General features: G+C 64.7%; 15 protein-coding genes. 4 read left to right on the forward strand and 11 right to left on the reverse strand.

Translation table 11 applies throughout. The features are described 5' to 3' along the window. Positions 1 to 17 precede the first annotated feature (17 nt). Complete coding sequence (locus X566_RS04460; RefSeq protein ID WP_034463843.1) at positions 18 to 1,238, reverse strand: ABC transporter substrate-binding protein; 1,221 nt, start codon at positions 1,236 to 1,238, stop codon at positions 18 to 20. A gap of 320 nt (positions 1,239 to 1,558) precedes the next feature. On the opposite strand from X566_RS04460, the gene X566_RS04465 reads away from it, so the two are divergent. Then, positions 1,559 to 2,551: a tripartite tricarboxylate transporter substrate binding protein gene (locus tag X566_RS04465; RefSeq protein WP_034463846.1), complete on the forward strand. Its 993-nt coding sequence runs from the start codon at positions 1,559 to 1,561 to the stop codon at positions 2,549 to 2,551. 200 nt (positions 2,552 to 2,751) lie between these two features. Continuing rightward, complete coding sequence (locus X566_RS04470) at positions 2,752 to 3,780, forward strand: tripartite tricarboxylate transporter substrate binding protein (protein WP_244434679.1); 1,029 nt, start codon at positions 2,752 to 2,754, stop codon at positions 3,778 to 3,780. 200 nt (positions 3,781 to 3,980) lie between these two features. Here the strand turns inward: X566_RS04470 and X566_RS04475 are convergent, their stop codons facing one another. From X566_RS04475 to X566_RS04485, 3 genes are all read right to left on the reverse strand, one after another. Beyond that, on the reverse strand, positions 3,981 to 5,480 hold the full coding sequence (locus X566_RS04475) for a carboxylesterase/lipase family protein (protein ID WP_034463848.1): 1,500 nt from the start codon (positions 5,478 to 5,480) through the stop codon (positions 3,981 to 3,983). A 127-nt stretch (positions 5,481 to 5,607) separates the two neighbouring features. Next, positions 5,608 to 5,904, reverse strand: coding sequence for a DUF3303 family protein (locus X566_RS04480; protein WP_034463850.1), 297 nt, complete (start codon positions 5,902 to 5,904; stop codon positions 5,608 to 5,610). A 269-nt stretch (positions 5,905 to 6,173) separates the two neighbouring features. Further along, on the reverse strand, positions 6,174 to 7,010 hold the full coding sequence (locus X566_RS04485; RefSeq protein ID WP_034463851.1) for an enoyl-CoA hydratase-related protein: 837 nt from the start codon (positions 7,008 to 7,010) through the stop codon (positions 6,174 to 6,176). Between the two features lie 198 nt (positions 7,011 to 7,208). Between X566_RS04485 and X566_RS04490 the strand changes: the two genes are divergently transcribed. Both X566_RS04490 and X566_RS04495 read left to right on the forward strand, forming a co-directional pair. Further along, the gene (locus tag X566_RS04490) at positions 7,209 to 8,297 is read left to right on the forward strand and encodes a Zn-dependent alcohol dehydrogenase (protein WP_034463853.1); all 1,089 of its coding nucleotides are present in this window, start codon (positions 7,209 to 7,211) and stop codon (positions 8,295 to 8,297) included. A gap of 225 nt (positions 8,298 to 8,522) precedes the next feature. Beyond that, complete coding sequence (locus X566_RS04495; RefSeq protein ID WP_034463855.1) at positions 8,523 to 9,611, forward strand: Zn-dependent alcohol dehydrogenase; 1,089 nt, start codon at positions 8,523 to 8,525, stop codon at positions 9,609 to 9,611. A gap of 188 nt (positions 9,612 to 9,799) precedes the next feature. On the opposite strand, the gene serA is transcribed toward X566_RS04495, so the two are convergent. From serA to X566_RS04530, 7 genes are all read right to left on the reverse strand, one after another. Continuing rightward, positions 9,800 to 11,389 carry a phosphoglycerate dehydrogenase gene (serA, locus tag X566_RS04500; RefSeq protein ID WP_034467867.1) on the reverse strand — a complete coding sequence of 530 codons (1,590 nt, stop codon included), beginning with the start codon at positions 11,387 to 11,389 and terminating at the stop codon, positions 9,800 to 9,802. A gap of 246 nt (positions 11,390 to 11,635) precedes the next feature. Continuing rightward, the gene (locus tag X566_RS04505) at positions 11,636 to 12,805 is read right to left on the reverse strand and encodes a phosphoserine transaminase (protein WP_034463858.1); all 1,170 of its coding nucleotides are present in this window, start codon (positions 12,803 to 12,805) and stop codon (positions 11,636 to 11,638) included. A 177-nt stretch (positions 12,806 to 12,982) separates the two neighbouring features. Next, positions 12,983 to 13,951: a glycerophosphodiester phosphodiesterase family protein gene (locus tag X566_RS04510; protein WP_034463860.1), complete on the reverse strand. Its 969-nt coding sequence runs from the start codon at positions 13,949 to 13,951 to the stop codon at positions 12,983 to 12,985. 136 nt (positions 13,952 to 14,087) lie between these two features. Further along, positions 14,088 to 14,666 carry a glutathione S-transferase family protein gene (locus X566_RS04515; RefSeq protein WP_034463863.1) on the reverse strand — a complete coding sequence of 193 codons (579 nt, stop codon included), beginning with the start codon at positions 14,664 to 14,666 and terminating at the stop codon, positions 14,088 to 14,090. 187 nt (positions 14,667 to 14,853) lie between these two features. Further along, a complete protein-coding gene (locus X566_RS04520) occupies positions 14,854 to 15,699 on the reverse strand; it encodes an outer membrane protein (protein ID WP_081740052.1) in 846 nt (281 codons plus the stop codon). A gap of 97 nt (positions 15,700 to 15,796) precedes the next feature. Then, positions 15,797 to 16,630: an outer membrane protein gene (locus X566_RS04525; RefSeq protein ID WP_034463870.1), complete on the reverse strand. Its 834-nt coding sequence runs from the start codon at positions 16,628 to 16,630 to the stop codon at positions 15,797 to 15,799. Positions 16,631 to 17,096: 466 nt separating this feature from the next. Then, positions 17,097 to 18,365: an MFS transporter gene (locus tag X566_RS04530; protein WP_034463873.1), complete on the reverse strand. Its 1,269-nt coding sequence runs from the start codon at positions 18,363 to 18,365 to the stop codon at positions 17,097 to 17,099. Positions 18,366 to 18,464 lie beyond the last annotated feature (99 nt).

Consider the following 18,464-nt stretch of genomic DNA (forward strand, 5'->3'; position numbering starts at 1 on the left):
TTCGCGCCGGCCGCGCGCTAATCGACGTGGCTGTCGATCACCGGGCCGAACAGCTCCCATTTCTCGCCAGTGAAACGCATCATCCGCAGCTGCTCGATCGGATAGAAGTCGGTGGCCGAGGTCTTGACGCGAATGCCGGGCACCAGCGTCGGCAGCTCGAAGTCCATGCTGGCGGCCTGCTTCATCACATTCTCGCGGGTGAGATTGTCGCCGCACGCCTCCAGCAGCTTCACGAGGCCGGTAGACATGTTGTAGGCGGTCATCGGCCCGCTCTCGGCCTTGTCGGCTTCCGGATAGTACTTGTCCATGAAGGCGCGGAACGCGAGCATGCCCGGCGTGCTGGCCCATTGCGGATCGGTGACGTCCATCTGGTAGCCCGCGCTCAGCACGCCCTTGGAGTTCTCCAGTCCCGCCGGCCGCATCACCGCACCGACCGAGAGCGAGACATTCGCCATGATGTGCACCGGATGCCAGTCGAGCTCGGCGACCTTCTTGATCGCCTGCGCTGCGAACTTCGGCGTGGCGATGTTGACGAAAACATCCGGATTGGCGGACTTGATCGCCACCACCTGGGACTCGATGGTCGGCACCGTGATTTCGTACGGCACCTCGGAGATCACCATCTTCTGATACTTGTCGCCCAAGACGTCCTTCAACCCGGCGACGTAATCCTTGCCGAAGTCGTCGTTCTGATAGAGCACGCCGATCGTCGCGTTCGGATGGTTCTGCAGGATGTAATGGGCGTAGATGCGCGCCTCGCTGCGATAGGTCGGCGCCCAGCCCATGGTCCAGGGGAAGTGCTTCGGATCACCCCAGCGCGAGGCGCCGGTGGCGACGAACAGCTGCGGCACCTTCTTGGTGTTGAGATATTTCTGGATCGCCGCGTTGCTCGCGGTGCCGAGCGGGCCGAACATCAGAAAGACCTCGTCGCTCTCCACCAGCTTGCGCACCTGCTCCACCGTCTTCGGCGGGCTATAGGCGTCGTCATAGGTGATGAAATTGATCTTGCGGCCGTTGATCCCGCCCTTGTCGTTGATCATCCGAAAATAGGCGGTCATCGTCTTGCCGATGATGCCGTAGGCCGATGCCGGCCCGCTGTAGGGGATGGTGTTGCCGATTTTGATTTCGGTCGCGCTGGCGCCCGGATCGTAGGCCTTCTGCGCCGCCGCGGCGAGCGACGTGCCCACCAATACCAATCCCGCCAAACCAAGCGCCTTCACGGACAGACAACCCGTCATCGACGTCCTCCTCCGCATGGTTCTTGCCGCAGCCCTGACGGGCTTGCGTTCCTTTTCGCGCGCGAAGGCGACGGACAAGACAAGACGCGGCGCATTCGACGGCGGCAGGCTTTCCGGAAAAGGTGGCGCAGGCGCATGAGCCGCGTCAAGGCGAAACGCACGCAAGATGTTGTGCGGCGCAAGACAAAGACCCGCACCGGCGCGCCGAAAGTGCCGCCAAGGCTCTCGCGGATGCGGAAGGATCACGCTATCGTGCCACAAACCAGCAAAGAGCGCCCGAAAGCGCCGTCACAATCATCATCCCGGAGGAAAAACCCGACATGACGTCGATGCTGTCGCGCGCAACCCGTTCATCGCTCGCCCATCTCATGATCCTGCTGCTGACGAGCGCGCTGTTCGCAGGCCTCGCCCGCGCCGACACCTATCCATCCAAGACCGTGACGCTGGTGCTGCCGTTCGGCGCCGGCAGCGCGACCGACACCTCCACCCGCATCATCGCCCAGCAGCTCTCGGCCGCGCTCGGCCAGCCGGTGGTGATCGAGAACAAGCCCGGCGCCAACGGCATGATCGCCGCAAGCTACGTCGCGCGCTCGGCGCCGGACGGCTACACCCTGTTCGTCACCACCAACACCTCGCACTCGGCCGCGCCGAGCCTGATGAAGACCATCAACTACGATCCGATCAAGGATTTCACGCCGCTCGCCCGCACCGGCAACATTCCGTTCATGCTGGTGGTGCATCCGGACGTCCCGGCGAAGTCCGTGGCCGAACTCACCGCTTACGCCAAGGCCAATCCCGGCAAGCTGACCTATGCGAGCGGTTCTTCCGGAGCGATCGTGATGGGCGCGACCTACGCCCGCCGCGCCGGCATCGACGTGCTGCATGTGCCCTACAAGAGTTCGCCGCCGGCCCTCACCGATCTGATGGCCGGGCGCGTCAGCATGATGTTCATCGACGTGCTCGCCGGCTTGCCGCATGTGCAGGCCGGCAAGCTGCGCGCGCTGGCGATGTCGACGAAGGAGCGCTCGGCGCTGCTGCCGGACATGCCGTCGATGCAGGAAGCCGGCGTGCAGGACTTCGACATCAATTCATGGCAGGGCTGGTTCGGCCCGGCCAACATGCCGAAGGACGTGGTGACGCGGCTGAACACCGAGATTCGCAAGATCATCGACAATCCGGAGATCAAGAAGCAGCTCGCCGAGCGCGGCATGGATGCTTTTTCGGGAACGCCGGAGGAATTCGGCAAGTTCGTCGAAGAGCAGCTCGTGGTCTGGACCCGCCTGATCAAGGACGCCGGCATCGAGCCGGAGTGAGTGCCGCAGCCGTACGCTGATTTGGGTGATCGCTGCTGCCGGTAGCGCAGGTCCAATTGCGCCTCCGGCAGCGGCCGGAAAGCTTTGCTGGCCCTTGTTTGACGTGGTTCATCACGCAACCAGTATCCACGTCGCTCGAAAACGCTTAGCTTGACGCCAACATGATGGCCCACAACGAACGAGCCATCGGAGGAAACGCCATGAGCATGCGATGGACACGCACCTGCGGCCGCCGCCGCACCGCCCTGCCCGCAGCCTCTTTGCTGACGGCCTGTTTGCTGGCAACAAGTCTCTGGACGGCAGCGCTGCAGCGCGCCGCAGCGGACACGCAGAAGCCATATCCCCAGAAGCCAATCACGGTCGTCCTGCAGTTCGGTCCCGGCAGCGGCACCGATACGACGACGCGGCTGGTCGGCCAGCACCTGTCCACCGCACTCGGCCAGCCGGTGCTGGTGGACAACAAGCCGGGCGCCAACGGCATGATCGCGGCGACCTACGTCGCCCGCTCAGCCCCGGACGGCTACACGTTGTTCGTCACCAGCAACACGTCGCACTCGGCCGCGCCGAGCCTGATGAAGAATCTCACCTATGATCCGATCAAGGATTTCACCCCGGTCGCCCGGGCCGGCAACCTGCCGTTCCTGCTGGTGATCAATCCCGATATCCCCGCCAAGACGGTCAGCGAGCTGACCGCGCATGCGAAGGCGAATCCGGGCAAGCTTTCCTATGGCAGCGGCAACTCGAGCGCGATCGTGATGGGCGCGACCTATGCGCGCCGCGCCGGCATCGACCTCCTGCACGTTCCCTACAAGAGCGCGCCGACCGCCCTCGCCGACGTGATCGGCGGCCGCGTCAGCATGATGTTCATCGACGTGCTCACGGCGTTGCCGCAGATCGAGGCGGGCAAGGTGCGCCCGCTGGCCGTGGCGACCGGGCACCGATCCTCGGCACTGCCGGAGCTTCCGACCATGCAGGAGGCCGGCGTGGCGGATTTCGACATCAACTCGTGGGTCGGATGGTTCGGGCCTGCCAACATGCCGAAGGGCATCGTCGACCGGCTGAATGCCGAACTCGGCACGATCATGCAGACGCCCGAAATCAAGAAACAGCTGAATGCGCGCGGCATGGAAGTCATCACCGGCCCGCCGCAGGAATTCGAGCGCTTCGTCGTCGACCAGCTTGCCTACTGGACCCGCCTGATCAAGGACGCCGGCATCGAGCCAGAGTGAGAGAGTGGCCTCTCGCCATGATGGGACATCGCCGCCAACGGCTCGGCGCGCAGCGCCGCGGGCATGACGATGTCCTTCGGCTGCGGCTAAAGCGCGATGAGATTTGGATCAATCATCCTCGCGCTTTGGCTCATTGTCAAAGCGTGATCTTTCCGAAAAACCGCTTCACANTTTTCCGGATCATGCTTTAAACCAGCGCTTCAAACCAGCGCTTCGATCGCGATCCGCTCCTCGGCCAGCGGATCGCTGTCGAGGCCCGACTGTTTCGTGCCGAAGATCATGGTCGGCCGGGTGGCCGCATCGTAGTGCGGCCAGGGCCCGGTCGCCGCCGTCGCAGGCTCGCCCTGCGTCGCAAAGCCGAGCCAGGCGTCCATCATCTCGCCCGACAGCCGCTCCACCTCCGCACCGGTGCCGGCGAACTTGTCCTGGGTCGGCGCGCCGAGCGTGCCGAACACGAACGCCATCTCCAGCGCGTGGCAGGCGCCGAACGCGCCACGTCGCGCGGGCGAGACGTGGGTGAAGAGATACACCCGGGCATTGCCGCCGGCCGCGCGCTGGTTCAGCGCCCATCGCAGCGAGGGAATCCGGAAGCGGATGTCGCTGTTGATCGCGTCGAGCAGATCGAGATTGCCGTCCGGCAGCCCGCGCGCCCGGCGCGAGGCGCGATAGACGCCGATCAGGTCGCGCGCCGCCGCCTCGTCCGCCCTCGGCAGCACGGCGCGCACCGCCTTGATCAACGCCGCATCGTCGATCGGATCGCGCGGCAGCGCCGCATCGAACAGCTTCACCTCGTCGCGGTTGGTGCCGATGATGATGTCGATCGCCTTGGCCGCGCCATGGGCGATCGCCTGCATCGGCAGCTCGGGCATGGTCTCGCCATCGGCGACCGGGCCGAACCGCGCGTCGGCGCCGAGCGCCTGCGCGATGCCGCTCTGGGCCTGCAGGATCGCCTCCACCGGCCGTGTCAGCATCTCGGTGGCGCGCGCTCGCTCCAGCCGCAACAGCGCCAGCATGCCGCCGGCAATGCGATCCGCCATTTGCGGCGTCGCGGCGCGGCCGACGCCGCTCTGCTGGATCGCGCGCGTGAACAATCCGCGCGCCGCCGGCATCGTCGTCAGGCACCCGACCGACGCCGAGCCCGCCGACTCGCCGAAGATCGTCACCGCGGCGGGATCGCCGCCGAAGGCCGCGATGTTGTCGCGCACCCAGCGCAACGCCGCGATCTGATCGAGCAGCCCCTGGTTGCCATGCGCGCCGATCTCCGGCAGGTGCAGGAAACCGAGCGCGCCGAGACGATAGTTCAGCGTTACCACCACCACGTCGCCGCGCACCGCCAGCGGGCCGCCGTCATACAGCGTCTCATAGCCCGCGCCGTGGGTGAAGCCGCCGCCGTGGATCCACACCATCACCGGCCGCTTCGCGCCGTCGCAGGCGGGCGTGAACACGTTCAGGTTCAGGCAGTCCTCGGCCTGCGGACCGCTGGCGGCGAAGCCGACGATCATGTGGCGGGTCTGCGGCGCGGCGAAACCGATTGCCGTCGCCTCGCGGATGCCGCTCCACGGCTCGGCGGGCTCGGGCGCCGCGAACCGCTTCGCCTTCGCGTACGGAATGCCGAGAAAGGCCGTATGACGGTCGCGGGTGATGCCGCTGACGCGGCCCGATGTCGTGGTCACGACGTCCAGCGTTGCGGTGCCGCTCATCGCGTTTCTCCTGTTGTTTGCATGCATTGTTCGGCCCTGCCGGCGGGCCGGTCAAGCCGCGGCAAGGCGAATGGCTGTCATTCGTCAGAACGCAACGATCGGCCGACGCGCGATCCGCCCGCGCAGCTCACGTCTTCGCGGCGACCTGCGCGGCGAGCAGGTGCTTCGTCTCCGCGACGTCCACCAACGGATAGGTCTCGAATTCGGCCGGCACGATGTCCGCCCACTCGTTCAGGATGCGGTGCAGGACGAGGTTGCTCTCCACCGCGAACACCGCCACCGCGCCGCGCCCGACCCGCGGGTAAATGTGCCTGCAGATGCCCTGCTCCTGGTAGCGGGCGATCCAGGGCCAGAACGATTGCCGCGTGGCGGCCATGTCGGACGGCCGCTCCGGCCGCGGATTGGAGATGACGAGAAACAGCATGGATGGTCCTTTTGGCTCTGCGTTGAAAGAGGCTTTGCGTTGAAAGAAGCTTGGCGCTGAAAGAGGTTTGGCGCTGATTTCAGAGCTCAGCCTCATCCTGAGGAGGCCGCAAAGCGGCCGTCTCGAAGGATGACTGAGAAAGATGGTATGGCTCCTTCGGCCTCATGGTTCGAGACGCCGCTTTTGCGGCGCCTCGCCATGAGGGTCCAGGCACCACCAATGGAAAGCCGGGGCAAGAGAGCGCATCGGCAACCCTCCGCATGGCCAATCTACTTCCGCGTGCGATAATCGCCGAAGGTGGTGTCGCGCTTGTCGAGCTGATCGCGCACGCTGCCGCCGTCGCGCTTGAAATTCTGCCGGTAGGCCAGCGAGGATTCCGTGGTGAAGGCCAAGGCCTGGATCTCGGTGCCGGCGCGCATCGCCGCCCGCGCGCCCATGATCTCCATCGCCCGATGAACCGAGCGCTTGTTCAGCTGCTGCAGATCGACCGGAATCTTCGCCGCCCGTTCGGCAAACGCCAGCGTCGCCTCCTCCAGCTCGGCAAGCGGGAACGCCCGCGTCGCGAACCCGGATTCGGCGGCCTCGACGCCGCTCATTGCATCGCCCGTCAGCATCAACTCCATGGCGCGGCGCATGCCGACCAGCCATGGGTGAAACTGCATGTCGGGCGGGCTCATCAGCCGCACCGGCGGATAGCCGATCTGCGCATCCTCAGCCACGAACACCACGTCGCAGGCGGTGGCGAGCTCCGAACCGCCGGCGAGGCAATAGCCATGCACCTGGGCGATCACGGGCTTGGCCAGATCCCAGATCGTGAACCAGCCATCGACCACATGGCGCGACCACTGCCCGGCGCCGCCGGCGGTGTGATAGGGCTGGCCGGACCGGTTGTCAGCGGACAGATCGTAGCCGGCCGAGAATGCCGGGCCCGCGCCGCGCACGATCATCACCGAGACGTCCGGATCGCGGTCGGCGGCCTGCAGCGCCTCGAGAATCTCCTTGCGCAGCAGATTGCTCAGCGCGTTGCGCTTCTCGGGCCGGTTGAGGGTGATGCGCCGCACGCGCGGCCGTGGCTCGTCAACGAGAATATGCGTGTACGCGGTCATTGATTCCTTCCCTTTTTCTTGACGCCTGGTCCGAGCCGCCCGGAATCAACCGGACCCATGCGCAAAGACTGCGTCCGTTTGCCGTTTTTGCCTGAGTTGGGCGATTGACCCGACCAGCCGAATTTGCGCTACACTGCCTGCAGCGAACGCAAATCCTGTCGCTCCGTCAAGAGAACCAACCGCAAGGGAAGTACGCCGATGAAGGCCGCCGTTCTGTATGAAGTCAACAAGCCGCTGGTGATCGAGGAGGTCAGCGTCAACAAGCCGGGGCCGCGGGAGGTCTTGATCCGGACCAAGGTCGCGGGCCTCTGCCATTCCGACCTGCACTTCATGGAAGGCCTTTATCCCTGGCCGCTGCCGACCATTCCCGGCCATGAATCCTCCGGCATCGTCGAGCAGGTCGGCTCCGACGTGACCTATGTGAAGCCGGGCGACCACGTCGTCACCTGCCTGTCGGTGTTCTGCGGCACCTGCGACATGTGCACCACCGGACGCCCCGTGCTCTGCACCGGAACCGACGTGAAGATGATGCCGGGCGTCGCCAACCGCTTCTCCTGGGGCCGCAAGGAGAAGCTGAACCAGTTCCTGAACCTGTCCTCGTTCGGTGAGCAGATGCTCGTGCACGAGAACGCGATCGTGAAGATCAAGAAGGAGATGCCGCTCGACCTCGCCGCGCTGATCGGCTGCGGCGTGATGACCGGCTATGGCGCCGTGGTGAACACCGCCGGCGTGCGGGCCGGCGAGACGGTTGCGGTGCTCGGCTGCGGCGGCGTCGGCATGGCGGCGATCAACGGCGCGAAGATCGCCGGTGCGGGCCGCGTGTTCGCCATCGACACCAATCCGGCTAAGCTGCAGCTTGCGACCAAGCTCGGCGCCACCGACCTGATCAACCCGAACGACGGCGATCCGATCAAGCAGATCAAGGACAAGACCAACGGCGTCGGCGTCGAGCACGCGATCGAATGCCTCGGCGCGAAGATCACCGCCGAGCAGGCGTTCGGCATGCTGGCGCCGGGTGGCACCGCCACCGTGGTCGGCATGATCCCGTTCGGCACCAAGATCGAGCTGCACGGCGCCGACTTCCTGCGCGAGAAGCGCATTCAGGGGTCGTCGATGGGCTCCAACCACTTCCGGGTCGACATGCCGCGCCTCGTCGACTTCTACCTGAAAGGGCTGCTGCACCTCGACGACTGGGTTTCCGCCCGCATCAAGCTGTCGGAGATCAACGACGGCTTCGCCGCCATGAAGGCGGGCAAGGTGGTCCGCAGCATCATCGAGTTCAACTAAGCGACCGAAACCTCCCCCGAGACACCGGGGGAGGTTTTTTCTTGCCGCCGCGCGATCCCTGCGAAAACGGGAGCTACCGGGATCGGCGGACGAGCGGCACCATCGACGACAAAACCTGCGCGGCAGACGCGGGGCGATCGACAAGACCACATCCAACAAGACACAAACAAGACCAAGACGCGCTGAAGCGCCGGGATCGGAAACACCAAGGACAAGGGAAACGCCATGAAGGCCGCCGTTCTGTTCGAACCTCACACGCCGCTGGCGATCGAAGAGGTCAGCGTCAACAAGCCGGGGCCGCGTGAGGTCCTGATCCGTACCAAGGTCGCGGGCCTCTGCCACTCCGACCTGCACTTCATGGAGGGGCTCTATCCCTATCCGATGCCGGTGATCCTCGGCCACGAATCGTCCGGCGTCGTCGAGCAGGTCGGCTCCGACGTGACCTATGTGAAGCCGGGCGACCATGTCGTCACCTGCCTGTCGGTGTTCTGCGGCACCTGCGACATGTGCACCACCGGCCGTCCCGTGCTCTGCACCGGCACCGACGTCAAGCTGGTCGCGGGCACCGACAAGCGCTTCTCCTGGGGCCGCAAGGAGAAGCTCAATCAGTTCGCCAACCTTTCATCGTTTGCCGAACAGATGCTGGTGCACGAGAACGCGATCGTGAAAATCAGGAAGGAGATGCCGCTCGACCTCGCCGCCCTGATCGGCTGCGGCGTGATGACCGGCTATGGCGCGGCGGTGAACACCGCCAAGATCCGCGCCGGCGAAAGCGTCGCGGTGATCGGCTGCGGCGGCGTCGGCATGGCGGCGATCAACGGTGCGAAGATCGCCGGCGCTGGCCGCGTGTTCGCGGTCGATACCAACCCGGCCAAGCTGCAGCTCGCCACCAAGCTCGGCGCCACTGACCTGATCAACCCGAAGGATGGCGATCCGATCCAGCAGATCAAGGACAAGACCGGCGGCATCGGCGTCGAGCACGCGATCGAATGCCTCGGCGCCAAGGTGACCGCCGAGCAGGCGTTCGGTATGCTGGCGCCGGGCGGCACCGCCACCGTGGTCGGCATGATCCCGTTCGGCACCAAGATCGAACTGCACGGCGCCGACTTCCTGCGCGAACGCCGCATGCAGGGCTCGAACATGGGCTCGAACCATTTCCGGGTCGATATGCCCCGCCTGGTGGACTTCTATCTCAGGGGCCTGCTGCACCTCGACGACTGGGTCTCCGCCCGCATCAAGCTATCGGAGATCAACGAGGGCTTCGCCAACATGAAGGCGGGCAAGGTGGTCCGCAGCATCATCGAGTTCAACTGAGGCCGCGCTTCCAAACACGTTGCCACCCGAGAGAGCCCGGCTGAATCGCCGGCCTCTCGGATGACTGGGTCCCCGCCTGCGCGGGAACGACGTCTACCGTTGTGGCGCTTGTGGGGCCTGCTTGTGAGGCCCTGCTTGTGAGCACCGTGGCCGCATCGACGGCCGCGCCGCCGCCATACGCGGCGCGCTCAGAAGCGCAGCGCCTTCGCCTGCTTCACATGCGGCAAGGTGAGGGTCGTCGACAGCACCTCGGCCGGCACCTCACCATCGACTTCGACCAGCGCGATGGCGTCGCCGCCAGGCTTGTTGCGGCCGAGATGGAAGGTCGCGATGTTGACCTTGGCATCGCCGAGCAGCGAGGCAAACTTGCCGATGAAGCCGGGCTTGTCCTCGTTGGTCACGTAGATCATCGACTTGCCGAACTCGGCATCGACACGGATGCCCTTGATGTCGACCAGCCGCGGCTTGCCGTCGGTATAGACCGTGCCGGACACCGAGCGCTCCTGCTTCTCGGTGGCGACGGTGACGGTGATCAGGCTTTCATAGTCGCTCTGCGCGGCGCGGGTGATCTCATCCACCACCATGCCGCGCTCCTTGGCGATCACCGGCGCCGACACGACGTTGATGTCGCCCAGCATCGGCCGCAACAGGCCGGTCAGGGCCGCCGAGGTCAGCGCCTTGATCTTCATCTCGGCGACATGGCCCTCATAGGTGATCGTCACCTTGGCGATGTCGCTGTCGGTGAGCTGGCCTGCGAACGAGCCGAGCTTTTCGGCGAGTTCGACGAACGGCTTCAGCTTCGGCGCCTCTTCCGCAGTGATGGAGGGGAAGTTGACCGCGTTCGAGATCGCACCGTTGAGCAGATAGTCGGACATCTGCTCGGCGACCTGCAGCGCGACATTCTCCTGCGCCTCGCTGGTGGAGGCGCCGAGGTGCGGCGTGCAGATCACGTTCGGATGGCCGAACAGAACGTTGCTGGTCGCAGGCTCCTCGACGAATACGTCGAACGCCGCGCCCGCGACATGGCCGGAATCGAGCGCCGCCCGCAGCGCCGCCTCGTCCACCAGACCGCCGCGCGCGCAATTGATGATACGCACGCCCTTCTTGGTCTTCGCCAGCGCCGCCGCGTCGATGATGTTGCGGGTCTTGTCGGTGAGCGGCGTATGCAGGGTGATGAAGTCCGCCCGCTTGAACAGCTCGTCCAGCTCCACCTTCTCGACGCCGATGTCCTTGGCGCGCTCCGGCGACAGGAACGGATCGAACGCGATCACCTTCATGCGCAGGCCGAGCGCGCGATCGGCGACGATCGCGCCGATGTTGCCGCAGCCGATCACGCCCAGCGTCTTGCCGGTGATCTCGACGCCCATGAAGCGATTCTTTTCCCACTTGCCGGCCTGGGTCGAGGCATCGGCCTGCGGAATCTCGCGCGCCAGCGACAGCATCAGCGTGATCGCGTGCTCGGCGGTGGTGATCGAGTTGCCGAACGGCGTGTTCATCACGATGATGCCCTTCGCCGTTGCCGCCGGAATCTCGACATTGTCGACGCCGATGCCGGCGCGGCCGATTACCTTCAGCCGCTTTGCCTTTTCGAGAATCTTGGCGGTCGCCTTGGTCGCCGAGCGGATGGCGAGACCGTCATAATTGCCGATGATCTCGGCGAGCTTGTCCTTGTCCTTGCCGAGATTCGGCTGGAAATCGACCTCGACGCCGCGATCCTTGAAGATCTGCACGGCAGCCGGAGACAGCGCATCGGAAATGAGAACTTTGGGTTTGGACATGTCCATGTTCCAGACAGGTTTTTCAAAGAGTGGAGAAACGAAACCGCGCGAGGCTCCCTCTCCCCATTTGCGGGGAGAGGGCCGGGGCGAAAGGCTGCCCGGTTGGAGACGTCCGAACCGCCTTACGCCCGGATCTCGCGAGAGACCGCTCCCGTGAGGAAGCGGCAGAGAAACAAGTCGTCCCGATCACGCCACCTGCGTCAGGCGCCGTGATCGAGCAGCCTTTTCATCAAGCCGCCTTATTCATCAAGCCGCCTTGGCGAGCTGCGCCTTGGCTTCGGCGAACGCCCAATCGAGCCACTGGGTCAGGATTTCGACATCCTTGGCCTCGACGGTGGCGCCGCACCAGATCCGCAAGCCCGGAGGCGCATCGCGGTACGCGCCGAGGTCGTAGCCCGCGCCTTCCTTCTCGATCGCGTTGACCAGCGTCTTGGCGAAGTCCGCCTGCTTGTCGGCGGGAAGCGCCGTGACCTGCGGATCGACCACCTTCATGCAGACCGATGTGTTGGAGCGGATCGCCGGGTCCTTCGCCAGGAAATCCACCCACGGGGTCTTCGCCGCCCAGTCGCTCAACACCTTGGTCGAGGCATCGGCACGCGCCATCAGCCCCTTCAGGCCGCCGACCGACTTCGCCCAGCTGAGCGTATCGATGTAATCCTCGACGCAGAGCATCGACGGCGTGTTGATGGTCTCGCCCTCGAAGATGCCCTCGTTGATCTTGCCGCTCTTGGTCATGCGGAAGATCTTCGGCAGCGGCCACGGCGGCGTGTAGCTCTCGAGCCGGGCCACGGCGCGCGGCGACAGGATCAGCATGCCGTGCGCGGCCTCGCCGCCCAGCGCCTTCTGCCAGGAGAACGTCACCACATCGAGCTTGTCCCACGCGAGCGGCTGCGCAAACGCCGCCGACGTGGCGTCGCAGATCGTCAGACCTTCACGGTCGGCCTTGATCCAGTCGGCGTTCGGCACGCGCACGCCGGAGGTCGTGCCGTTCCAGGTGAACACCACGTCGGAGGCCGGATCGACCTTCGCCAGGTCCGGCAATTCGCCGTAGCCCGCCTTCAGCGTCGTCACATCCTTCAGCTTCAATTCCTTGGCGACATCGCTGACCCAGCCTTCGCCGAACGATTCCCACGCCAGCATGGTGATCTTGCGCGGACCGAGCAGCGACCACAGCGCCATCTCGACGGCCCCGGTGTCCGACGCCGGCACGATGCCGATCCGATAGTCCTTCGGCACCTCGAGGACTTCGCGCGTCAACTCGATCGCAAGCTTCAGCTTCGCCTTGCCGATCTTGGCGCGGTGCGAGCGGCCGAGCGCTGCGTCTTTCAGTTTTTCGGGAGACCAGCCGGGGCGCTTCGCGCAGGGGCCAGAAGAAAAATGCGGCACTGCCGGCCGCACGGTGGGCTTCGTCGCCATTGCTCTATCCTTCCAGATAGCTGCCTCTCGGTGGGGAGAGGTTTCCCGCAGCCGGATTTATAGAAACGCCTGCGGTTGCGCAAGGTTCTTTGAATCCCACTTCGGCCTGCCCGCAGCCGTTTGGGCAGAACGGCGCAGGAACGCTAACGCGAATGTGAGGAGCTCTGTCGCGCGTCGTCAGCGCGCGCGAATCGGCTTCGCCATCGTCTCGGTGCGGTTGGTCCACACCAGCCCGCCGAACATCTCCGGCACCAGCGCGAGTTCATCCGGACGATCGATGCCGGCGGTGGCGCCACCGCTCCACGGCCCAAGCAGGATCACGTCGGTCCCCGCCGCCTGCATGCGCGCGACGAATTTGTAGGGCCAGCCCCACAGCCACGGCGCCGCGTTGGCGGGAATAGCGACGATGGTGTTGCGGCAAGCGGCCGGCACACGGCCACTCCAGCCGAACGCGGCATAGCGCAACAGACATGTCTTCACCGATTGCGGATCGAAACCGCGCAAGCCGGGAATTCCCGCCACCGCCGCGCGGGTCGGCTGCGCTCCGCCATAGACGCCGAAGATGCGTTTCCAGAACTCGGGGCGCGCCCTGACGAGGTCGGCGAGCGCAGTCCCCTCCTCCGCCCGTCGACTCTTGAAGTTGATCAGGAAGCGGCCATTGGGCAGCGCCTCGAACACCTCGGTCAGTTCGGGCATCAGCCCCTTGCCCTTGCCGCGAAACGGGAATGTCTTGCCGCCGTCGGCGGTGTAGCCGTAGCCGATGTCGAGCGTCTTCAGCACCGCATACGGCGTCTGCTCGGTCACACCCTTGCCGTCGGTCCGGCACTCCAGCGTCCAATCGTGGAACACCGCGAACTTGCCGTCCGGCGTGAGATGGACGTCGAGCTCCACCACGTCCGCGCCCGCCTCGAACGCCGCCCGCATCGAGGCGATGGTGTTCTCCAGCAGATCGTGCTGCGGCGGGTTGATCAGCGAGGCTGTGCAGGTGTCGCGCCCGACCTCGTCCACCGGATAGGATTGGAAAATGCCGCGATGGGCCAGCACCCGCGGCTGGGTTTCGAGTTGCGGGGCGAGCAGCATGGACGAATTGCCGAGCCAAAGCGCTCCGGCCACGACCAAAACTGCGATCAAAAGTGCCCTGACCATCGTCCCCACTCTGCGTCGGGACACACACGTCAGTTCAAATCGGGCGAAAGAAAGAACGGCCGCGCCCGCGCACGACGATACGCACAGGATGGCCGGCGCCTCGGCTCGTCTGACCGCTTCCTCGCCTTGACGCGCGTCAGAGGCCGAGCCGCTTCTCGGCATCGCCGATCCAGCGCCGCAGCGCCGGAAAGGCTTCAAGGTCGAAGCCACCTTCATGGGCGACGCGCGTGTAGGCAAGCAGCGCCACGTCGGCGAGCGAAAACGCCGCACCGACCAGAAAGCGCGTCTCGGCCAGCCGATGCTCCATCCGCTGGAGCGCCGCATCGCCGCGCTTGACCCTGTCGGGATCGCGCTCGGAGGCAGCCTTGCCGAGATAGACCATCTGGAAACGGCAGACTGCGATGTACGGCTCGTGGCTGTATTGTTCCCAGAACAGCCACTCGTCCATCTTGGCGGCATCGAACGGATCGCGCGGGATGAGATCGCTGTCGCGGGCGAGATAGCGGATGATCGCGTTGGACTGCGCGAGCGTGCGGCCGTCATCGAAAACGAGCACCGGCACCTGGCCCGCGGGATTGAGCTTCAGGAACTCCGCCGTGCGCGACTGCCCCGTCATGATGTCGATGGCGACCCAGCGGTAGCGCAGAGCGAGATGGTCGCACACCCATTTCACCTTCAGGCAATTGCCGGACTTGGTGTCGCCGTAGATGTCCATGATTGCGATATCCAGGGGCGCGATCCGCAGGTTGCTCTGTCCAGCGTACGATAGCCAGGTGCGTCGTCAGGTGGCGATAGCCAAGTTGCGACAGCTGCGCCGGCAGGCGCTCGCTGCTGCATCCGTCAAGCCAACGGCCGCCACCAGGGCATGGCGCGGCCGCAAAGCACTTGCTGGAGACGCTGGATCAGAACTTGTAGCCGACGCCACCGCGAACGGTGTGAATGTTGGCATTCACACTCGAGGTGAACTGCAAATACTCGTACTCGGCGCGCACGAACAGACCACCGAACAGCATAACGTCGACGCCGCCGCCAAGCGCGAAGCCGTAAATGAACTGGTTCTTGTTGCTGCTGCTGAGAGGCCAGTTAAAATGGTACTGCACCACACCTGGCGCCGTGAAAGTCGTAGCATCCACCGCAACGGAGCGGTTCACGTCGGCAAGCCCCATGGCCATGCCGGCAAATGCGTAGGGCATGAAATTGTCGACAACATAGCCGCCGCGCACGCGCAACGATCCGAAGTCTTTGATCGTCATCGATGCCGCAGAGATCGTCCTCACACCCGCAACGATATTGCCTTGGTTGTACATACTCAGATTTTCGCCGGCCGAGCTGCCGCTGAACGTCCCATGCGAGTAATTGCCCTCGAAGCCCACGACGGCATTTTCCCACTGCATGTTATAGCCGACGAAACCGCCGAAGCTTGAATTGCGGTGCGAAACTGACTGCAGCGTCGGCCAAGCCGGCACATCGAACAGCTGACCTATGATCGTGTTCGAGACGAGCTGCGAGCTTATGTCCTTGTTGTAATTCCCGAACTGCATGTTGCTGGAGCCATAGCCAGCCTGACCGCCGACATAGAAACCTTCCCAGTTTCTCGACGAGCGGAACGTCGGCTCCGTATACGACCCGCGAAGGATGGGAAGATCGGCGGCGGAGGCGCTCTGCACCATCGCGACCAGGATCGCTGCAACACCAAACCGACGCATCGGCCAACTCCTCGAACCCCGAACTGCACGCAGGCCGATCATCGCCTGTTAACCTTAATCAATCGTTGTCGGCACACTTCCGCCGCAAAAGAAAACGGCGCGGAAGACCGCGCCGTTTGAGATCGATCGTGCTTTGCGCTCAGCCGCGGCGCATCAACACCGGTTCTGCCGGCGGCGGCGGCTCGCAGCAGCTCCAGCGCACGCCGAGCTTCAGGTCGTGCGAGGTGATGTCGCGAAAGTGCATCGGGTTGTAGACGTTGTTGACGCCGTCGAACTGCATGATGTCGCCGGACCGCGCGCTGCCGAGATTGACGTAGCGGTACGCCAACTCCATCGTCAGGCTGTTGCTGAGCTTGTACGCAAGACCGGCATGCAGCGCCCAGGCGAAGGTGTACTTCGATTCGTCCTTCGCATAGGCGACAGAATTGAACGGCGTGTTGACGTCGATGAAGCTCGCGATCGTCGTCCGCGCACCGCCGACGCCGACGCCGATGAACGGCGTGATGCACCACCATGTGCCGAGATCGGCATACAGGTTTACCAAGGCGAGGATTTCCGACTTGCTGGCGCGATACTCGTCGGTGAAGCTCGCGAGCCCGTTCACGCTGATGATGTCGAGCCCGTGGAAGTTCGCCTTGTTGCGATACTCCGCCGTCACGTCGGCGCGCAGCCAGGAATTGAACTGGTAACCGACACCGACGCCGAACAGCATGCCGCCGTCGAAGGCCATGCCCTGCGGCGAGATCGAGTAGCCGGGCAGATCGTACAGCACGTTGTTCAGGCTCTTCACGCGCTGATTGGTCATGCCGATATCGCCGCGCAGATACCAGCCGCCGAAGTCGTCGACGATCGGCGGCGGCACCGGCGCATACATCTGCGGCGGAGGCGGCGCGATCGGCACGTCGGCCGCTTGAGCTACGGTGGAGAGCAGCGCCATCGCTCCAGCGACGACGAGAGAGTGTACGCTACGCATTGGCTTCGTCCCTTTGTCGCGTGAGCCAAAAAATGTTGCGCGGCTCACTTTTCTGAAACCCAAGCGGACGATGGCACCAAAGTCTTAAGCGGCACTTAACCCTAATTCTTAACCGTGACTTTTAATCATCGCGGCGTGATTTTGGTAACGGGAAACCGCTTCATCGGGAGATGCACGCACACGCGCGCATGCTCGTACCGCCGATTGTGGCGCGCGACGGCGGCCGCTGCCACAGATGCTAATGAAGTGTTGCGAGCGGAAGCCGCCCCAAGACCCCGGCAGGCTGCGATCAGCAGCGAAGCATCAACGAATGCAGCGCGGCGAATCGCCTCGCCGCCCCTCCGACGGCGCAGACGACCGCGGATGCTGGCGCGTTTCGGATCTAGGGGAATATCAGAGCCGCAAGCTCTGGCGCTTCGTGTGACGCGGCTTCTTCATGCCAACGTCGCTCGACAACGCTTTGGTCTTACGCCTTGCCGCCGACGTTTTTCGGCAGGCTCGGCAGCAGGAAGCCGATCAGTCCCATCGCCGGCAGGAACGAGCAGACCGTGAACACGAACTCGATGCCGCGCGCGTCGGCGACTTCGCCGAGCGCCGCAGCACCGAGGCCGCCGACGCCGAACGAGAAGCCGAAGAAGATGCCGGAAATCATGCCGACCCGATGCGGCATCAATTCCTGCGCGAACACGATGATCGCCGCGGTCGCCGACGAGATGATGAAGCCCGCGATCGCCACCAGGATCGTGCCGCTGACGAGCCCGGCATAAGGCATCGCCAACGCGAACGGCAGCGCGCCGAGGATCGACAGCCAGATCACGTAGCGGCGGCCGATGCGATCGCCGATCGGCCCGCCGAAGAACACGCCGGCGGCGTTGGCGGCCAGGAACACGAACAGGTAGACCTGCGCGGCCTGGGTCGACACGCCGAACTTATGCATCAGGTAGAAGGTGTAGTAGCTCGACAGGCTGACGGTGTAGAGCGCCTTCGAGAACGACAGCAGCGCGAGCACGACGAGACCGATCATGATCTTGCGCGAGGTCGGCATGCCTTCGGGCATCGCCGCCATCGCTTGCTTCTTGGTGACGATCCGCGGCTTGTACCAGCGGCCGATGTTCCACAGCACGACGATGGCGATGAAGGCGATCGAGGAGAACCAGGCGATGCTCGGCTGGCCGAACGGCACGATCACCGCAGCGGCCAGCAGCGGCCCGACCGCAGTTCCCATGTTGCCGCCGACCTGGAACACGGCCTGCGCGAAACCGTAGCGCCCGCCGGAGGCGAGGCGGGCGATCCGCGACGACTCGGGATGGAACACGGCCGAGCCGAAGCCGACCGTCGCCGCCGCAATCAGGATCAGCGCAAAGGTGTTGGCGACGCTCAGCATGATCAGGCCGGCGAAGGTGAAGCCCATGCCGATCGCGAGCGAATAGGGCTGCGGCTTGCGATCGGTGACGATGCCGACCACCGGCTGCAGCAGCGAGGTGGTGAACTGGAACGCCATCGTAATCAGGCCGATCTGGGCGAAATCCAGCGCATAGTTCGCCTTCAGGATCGGATACACCGACGGAATCAGCGACTGCATGGTGTCGTTGAGGAAGTGCGACACGCTCAAGCCGCCGATCACCGCATAGGCCGGGCCGCTGGCCGCAGCCTTGTCCGCAGCCGCCTGCGGCAGCTCCGGCGACACCACCGGAGCGGCAAGGGTTTCTTCCGTGACGACGACTGGCTTATTCACAAGCGACCTCGATCCACCGCTTTGCGCATGGCGCAGTGGTAGTCGGGGTGCGACGATTTGGCCAGCAGCAATTGGCGATGGCAGCCTTGTGGGGCGGAC

Source organism: Afipia sp. P52-10 (assembly GCF_000516555.1).
Lineage (GTDB): Bacteria > Pseudomonadota > Alphaproteobacteria > Rhizobiales > Xanthobacteraceae > P52-10.

Coding starts and splice junctions, on each gene's coding strand:
- X566_RS04460 (WP_034463843.1), bottom strand. CDS start 1,238: ATGACGGGTTGTCTGTCCGTGAAGGCGCTTGGTTTGGCGGGATTGGTA.
- X566_RS04505 (WP_034463858.1), bottom strand. CDS start 12,805: ATGGCGACGAAGCCCACCGTGCGGCCGGCAGTGCCGCATTTTTCTTCT.
- X566_RS04465 (WP_034463846.1), top strand. CDS start 1,559: ATGACGTCGATGCTGTCGCGCGCAACCCGTTCATCGCTCGCCCATCTC.
- X566_RS04480 (WP_034463850.1), bottom strand. CDS start 5,904: ATGCTGTTTCTCGTCATCTCCAATCCGCGGCCGGAGCGGCCGTCCGAC.
- X566_RS04470 (WP_244434679.1), top strand. CDS start 2,752: ATGAGCATGCGATGGACACGCACCTGCGGCCGCCGCCGCACCGCCCTG.
- X566_RS04515 (WP_034463863.1), bottom strand. CDS start 14,666: ATGGACATCTACGGCGACACCAAGTCCGGCAATTGCCTGAAGGTGAAA.
- X566_RS04485 (WP_034463851.1), bottom strand. CDS start 7,010: ATGACCGCGTACACGCATATTCTCGTTGACGAGCCACGGCCGCGCGTG.
- X566_RS04495 (WP_034463855.1), top strand. CDS start 8,523: ATGAAGGCCGCCGTTCTGTTCGAACCTCACACGCCGCTGGCGATCGAA.
- X566_RS04475 (WP_034463848.1), bottom strand. CDS start 5,480: ATGAGCGGCACCGCAACGCTGGACGTCGTGACCACGACATCGGGCCGC.
- X566_RS04510 (WP_034463860.1), bottom strand. CDS start 13,951: ATGGTCAGGGCACTTTTGATCGCAGTTTTGGTCGTGGCCGGAGCGCTT.
- serA (WP_034467867.1), bottom strand. CDS start 11,389: ATGTCCAAACCCAAAGTTCTCATTTCCGATGCGCTGTCTCCGGCTGCC.
- X566_RS04525 (WP_034463870.1), bottom strand. CDS start 16,630: ATGCGTAGCGTACACTCTCTCGTCGTCGCTGGAGCGATGGCGCTGCTC.
- X566_RS04490 (WP_034463853.1), top strand. CDS start 7,209: ATGAAGGCCGCCGTTCTGTATGAAGTCAACAAGCCGCTGGTGATCGAG.
- X566_RS04520 (WP_081740052.1), bottom strand. CDS start 15,699: ATGATCGGCCTGCGTGCAGTTCGGGGTTCGAGGAGTTGGCCGATGCGT.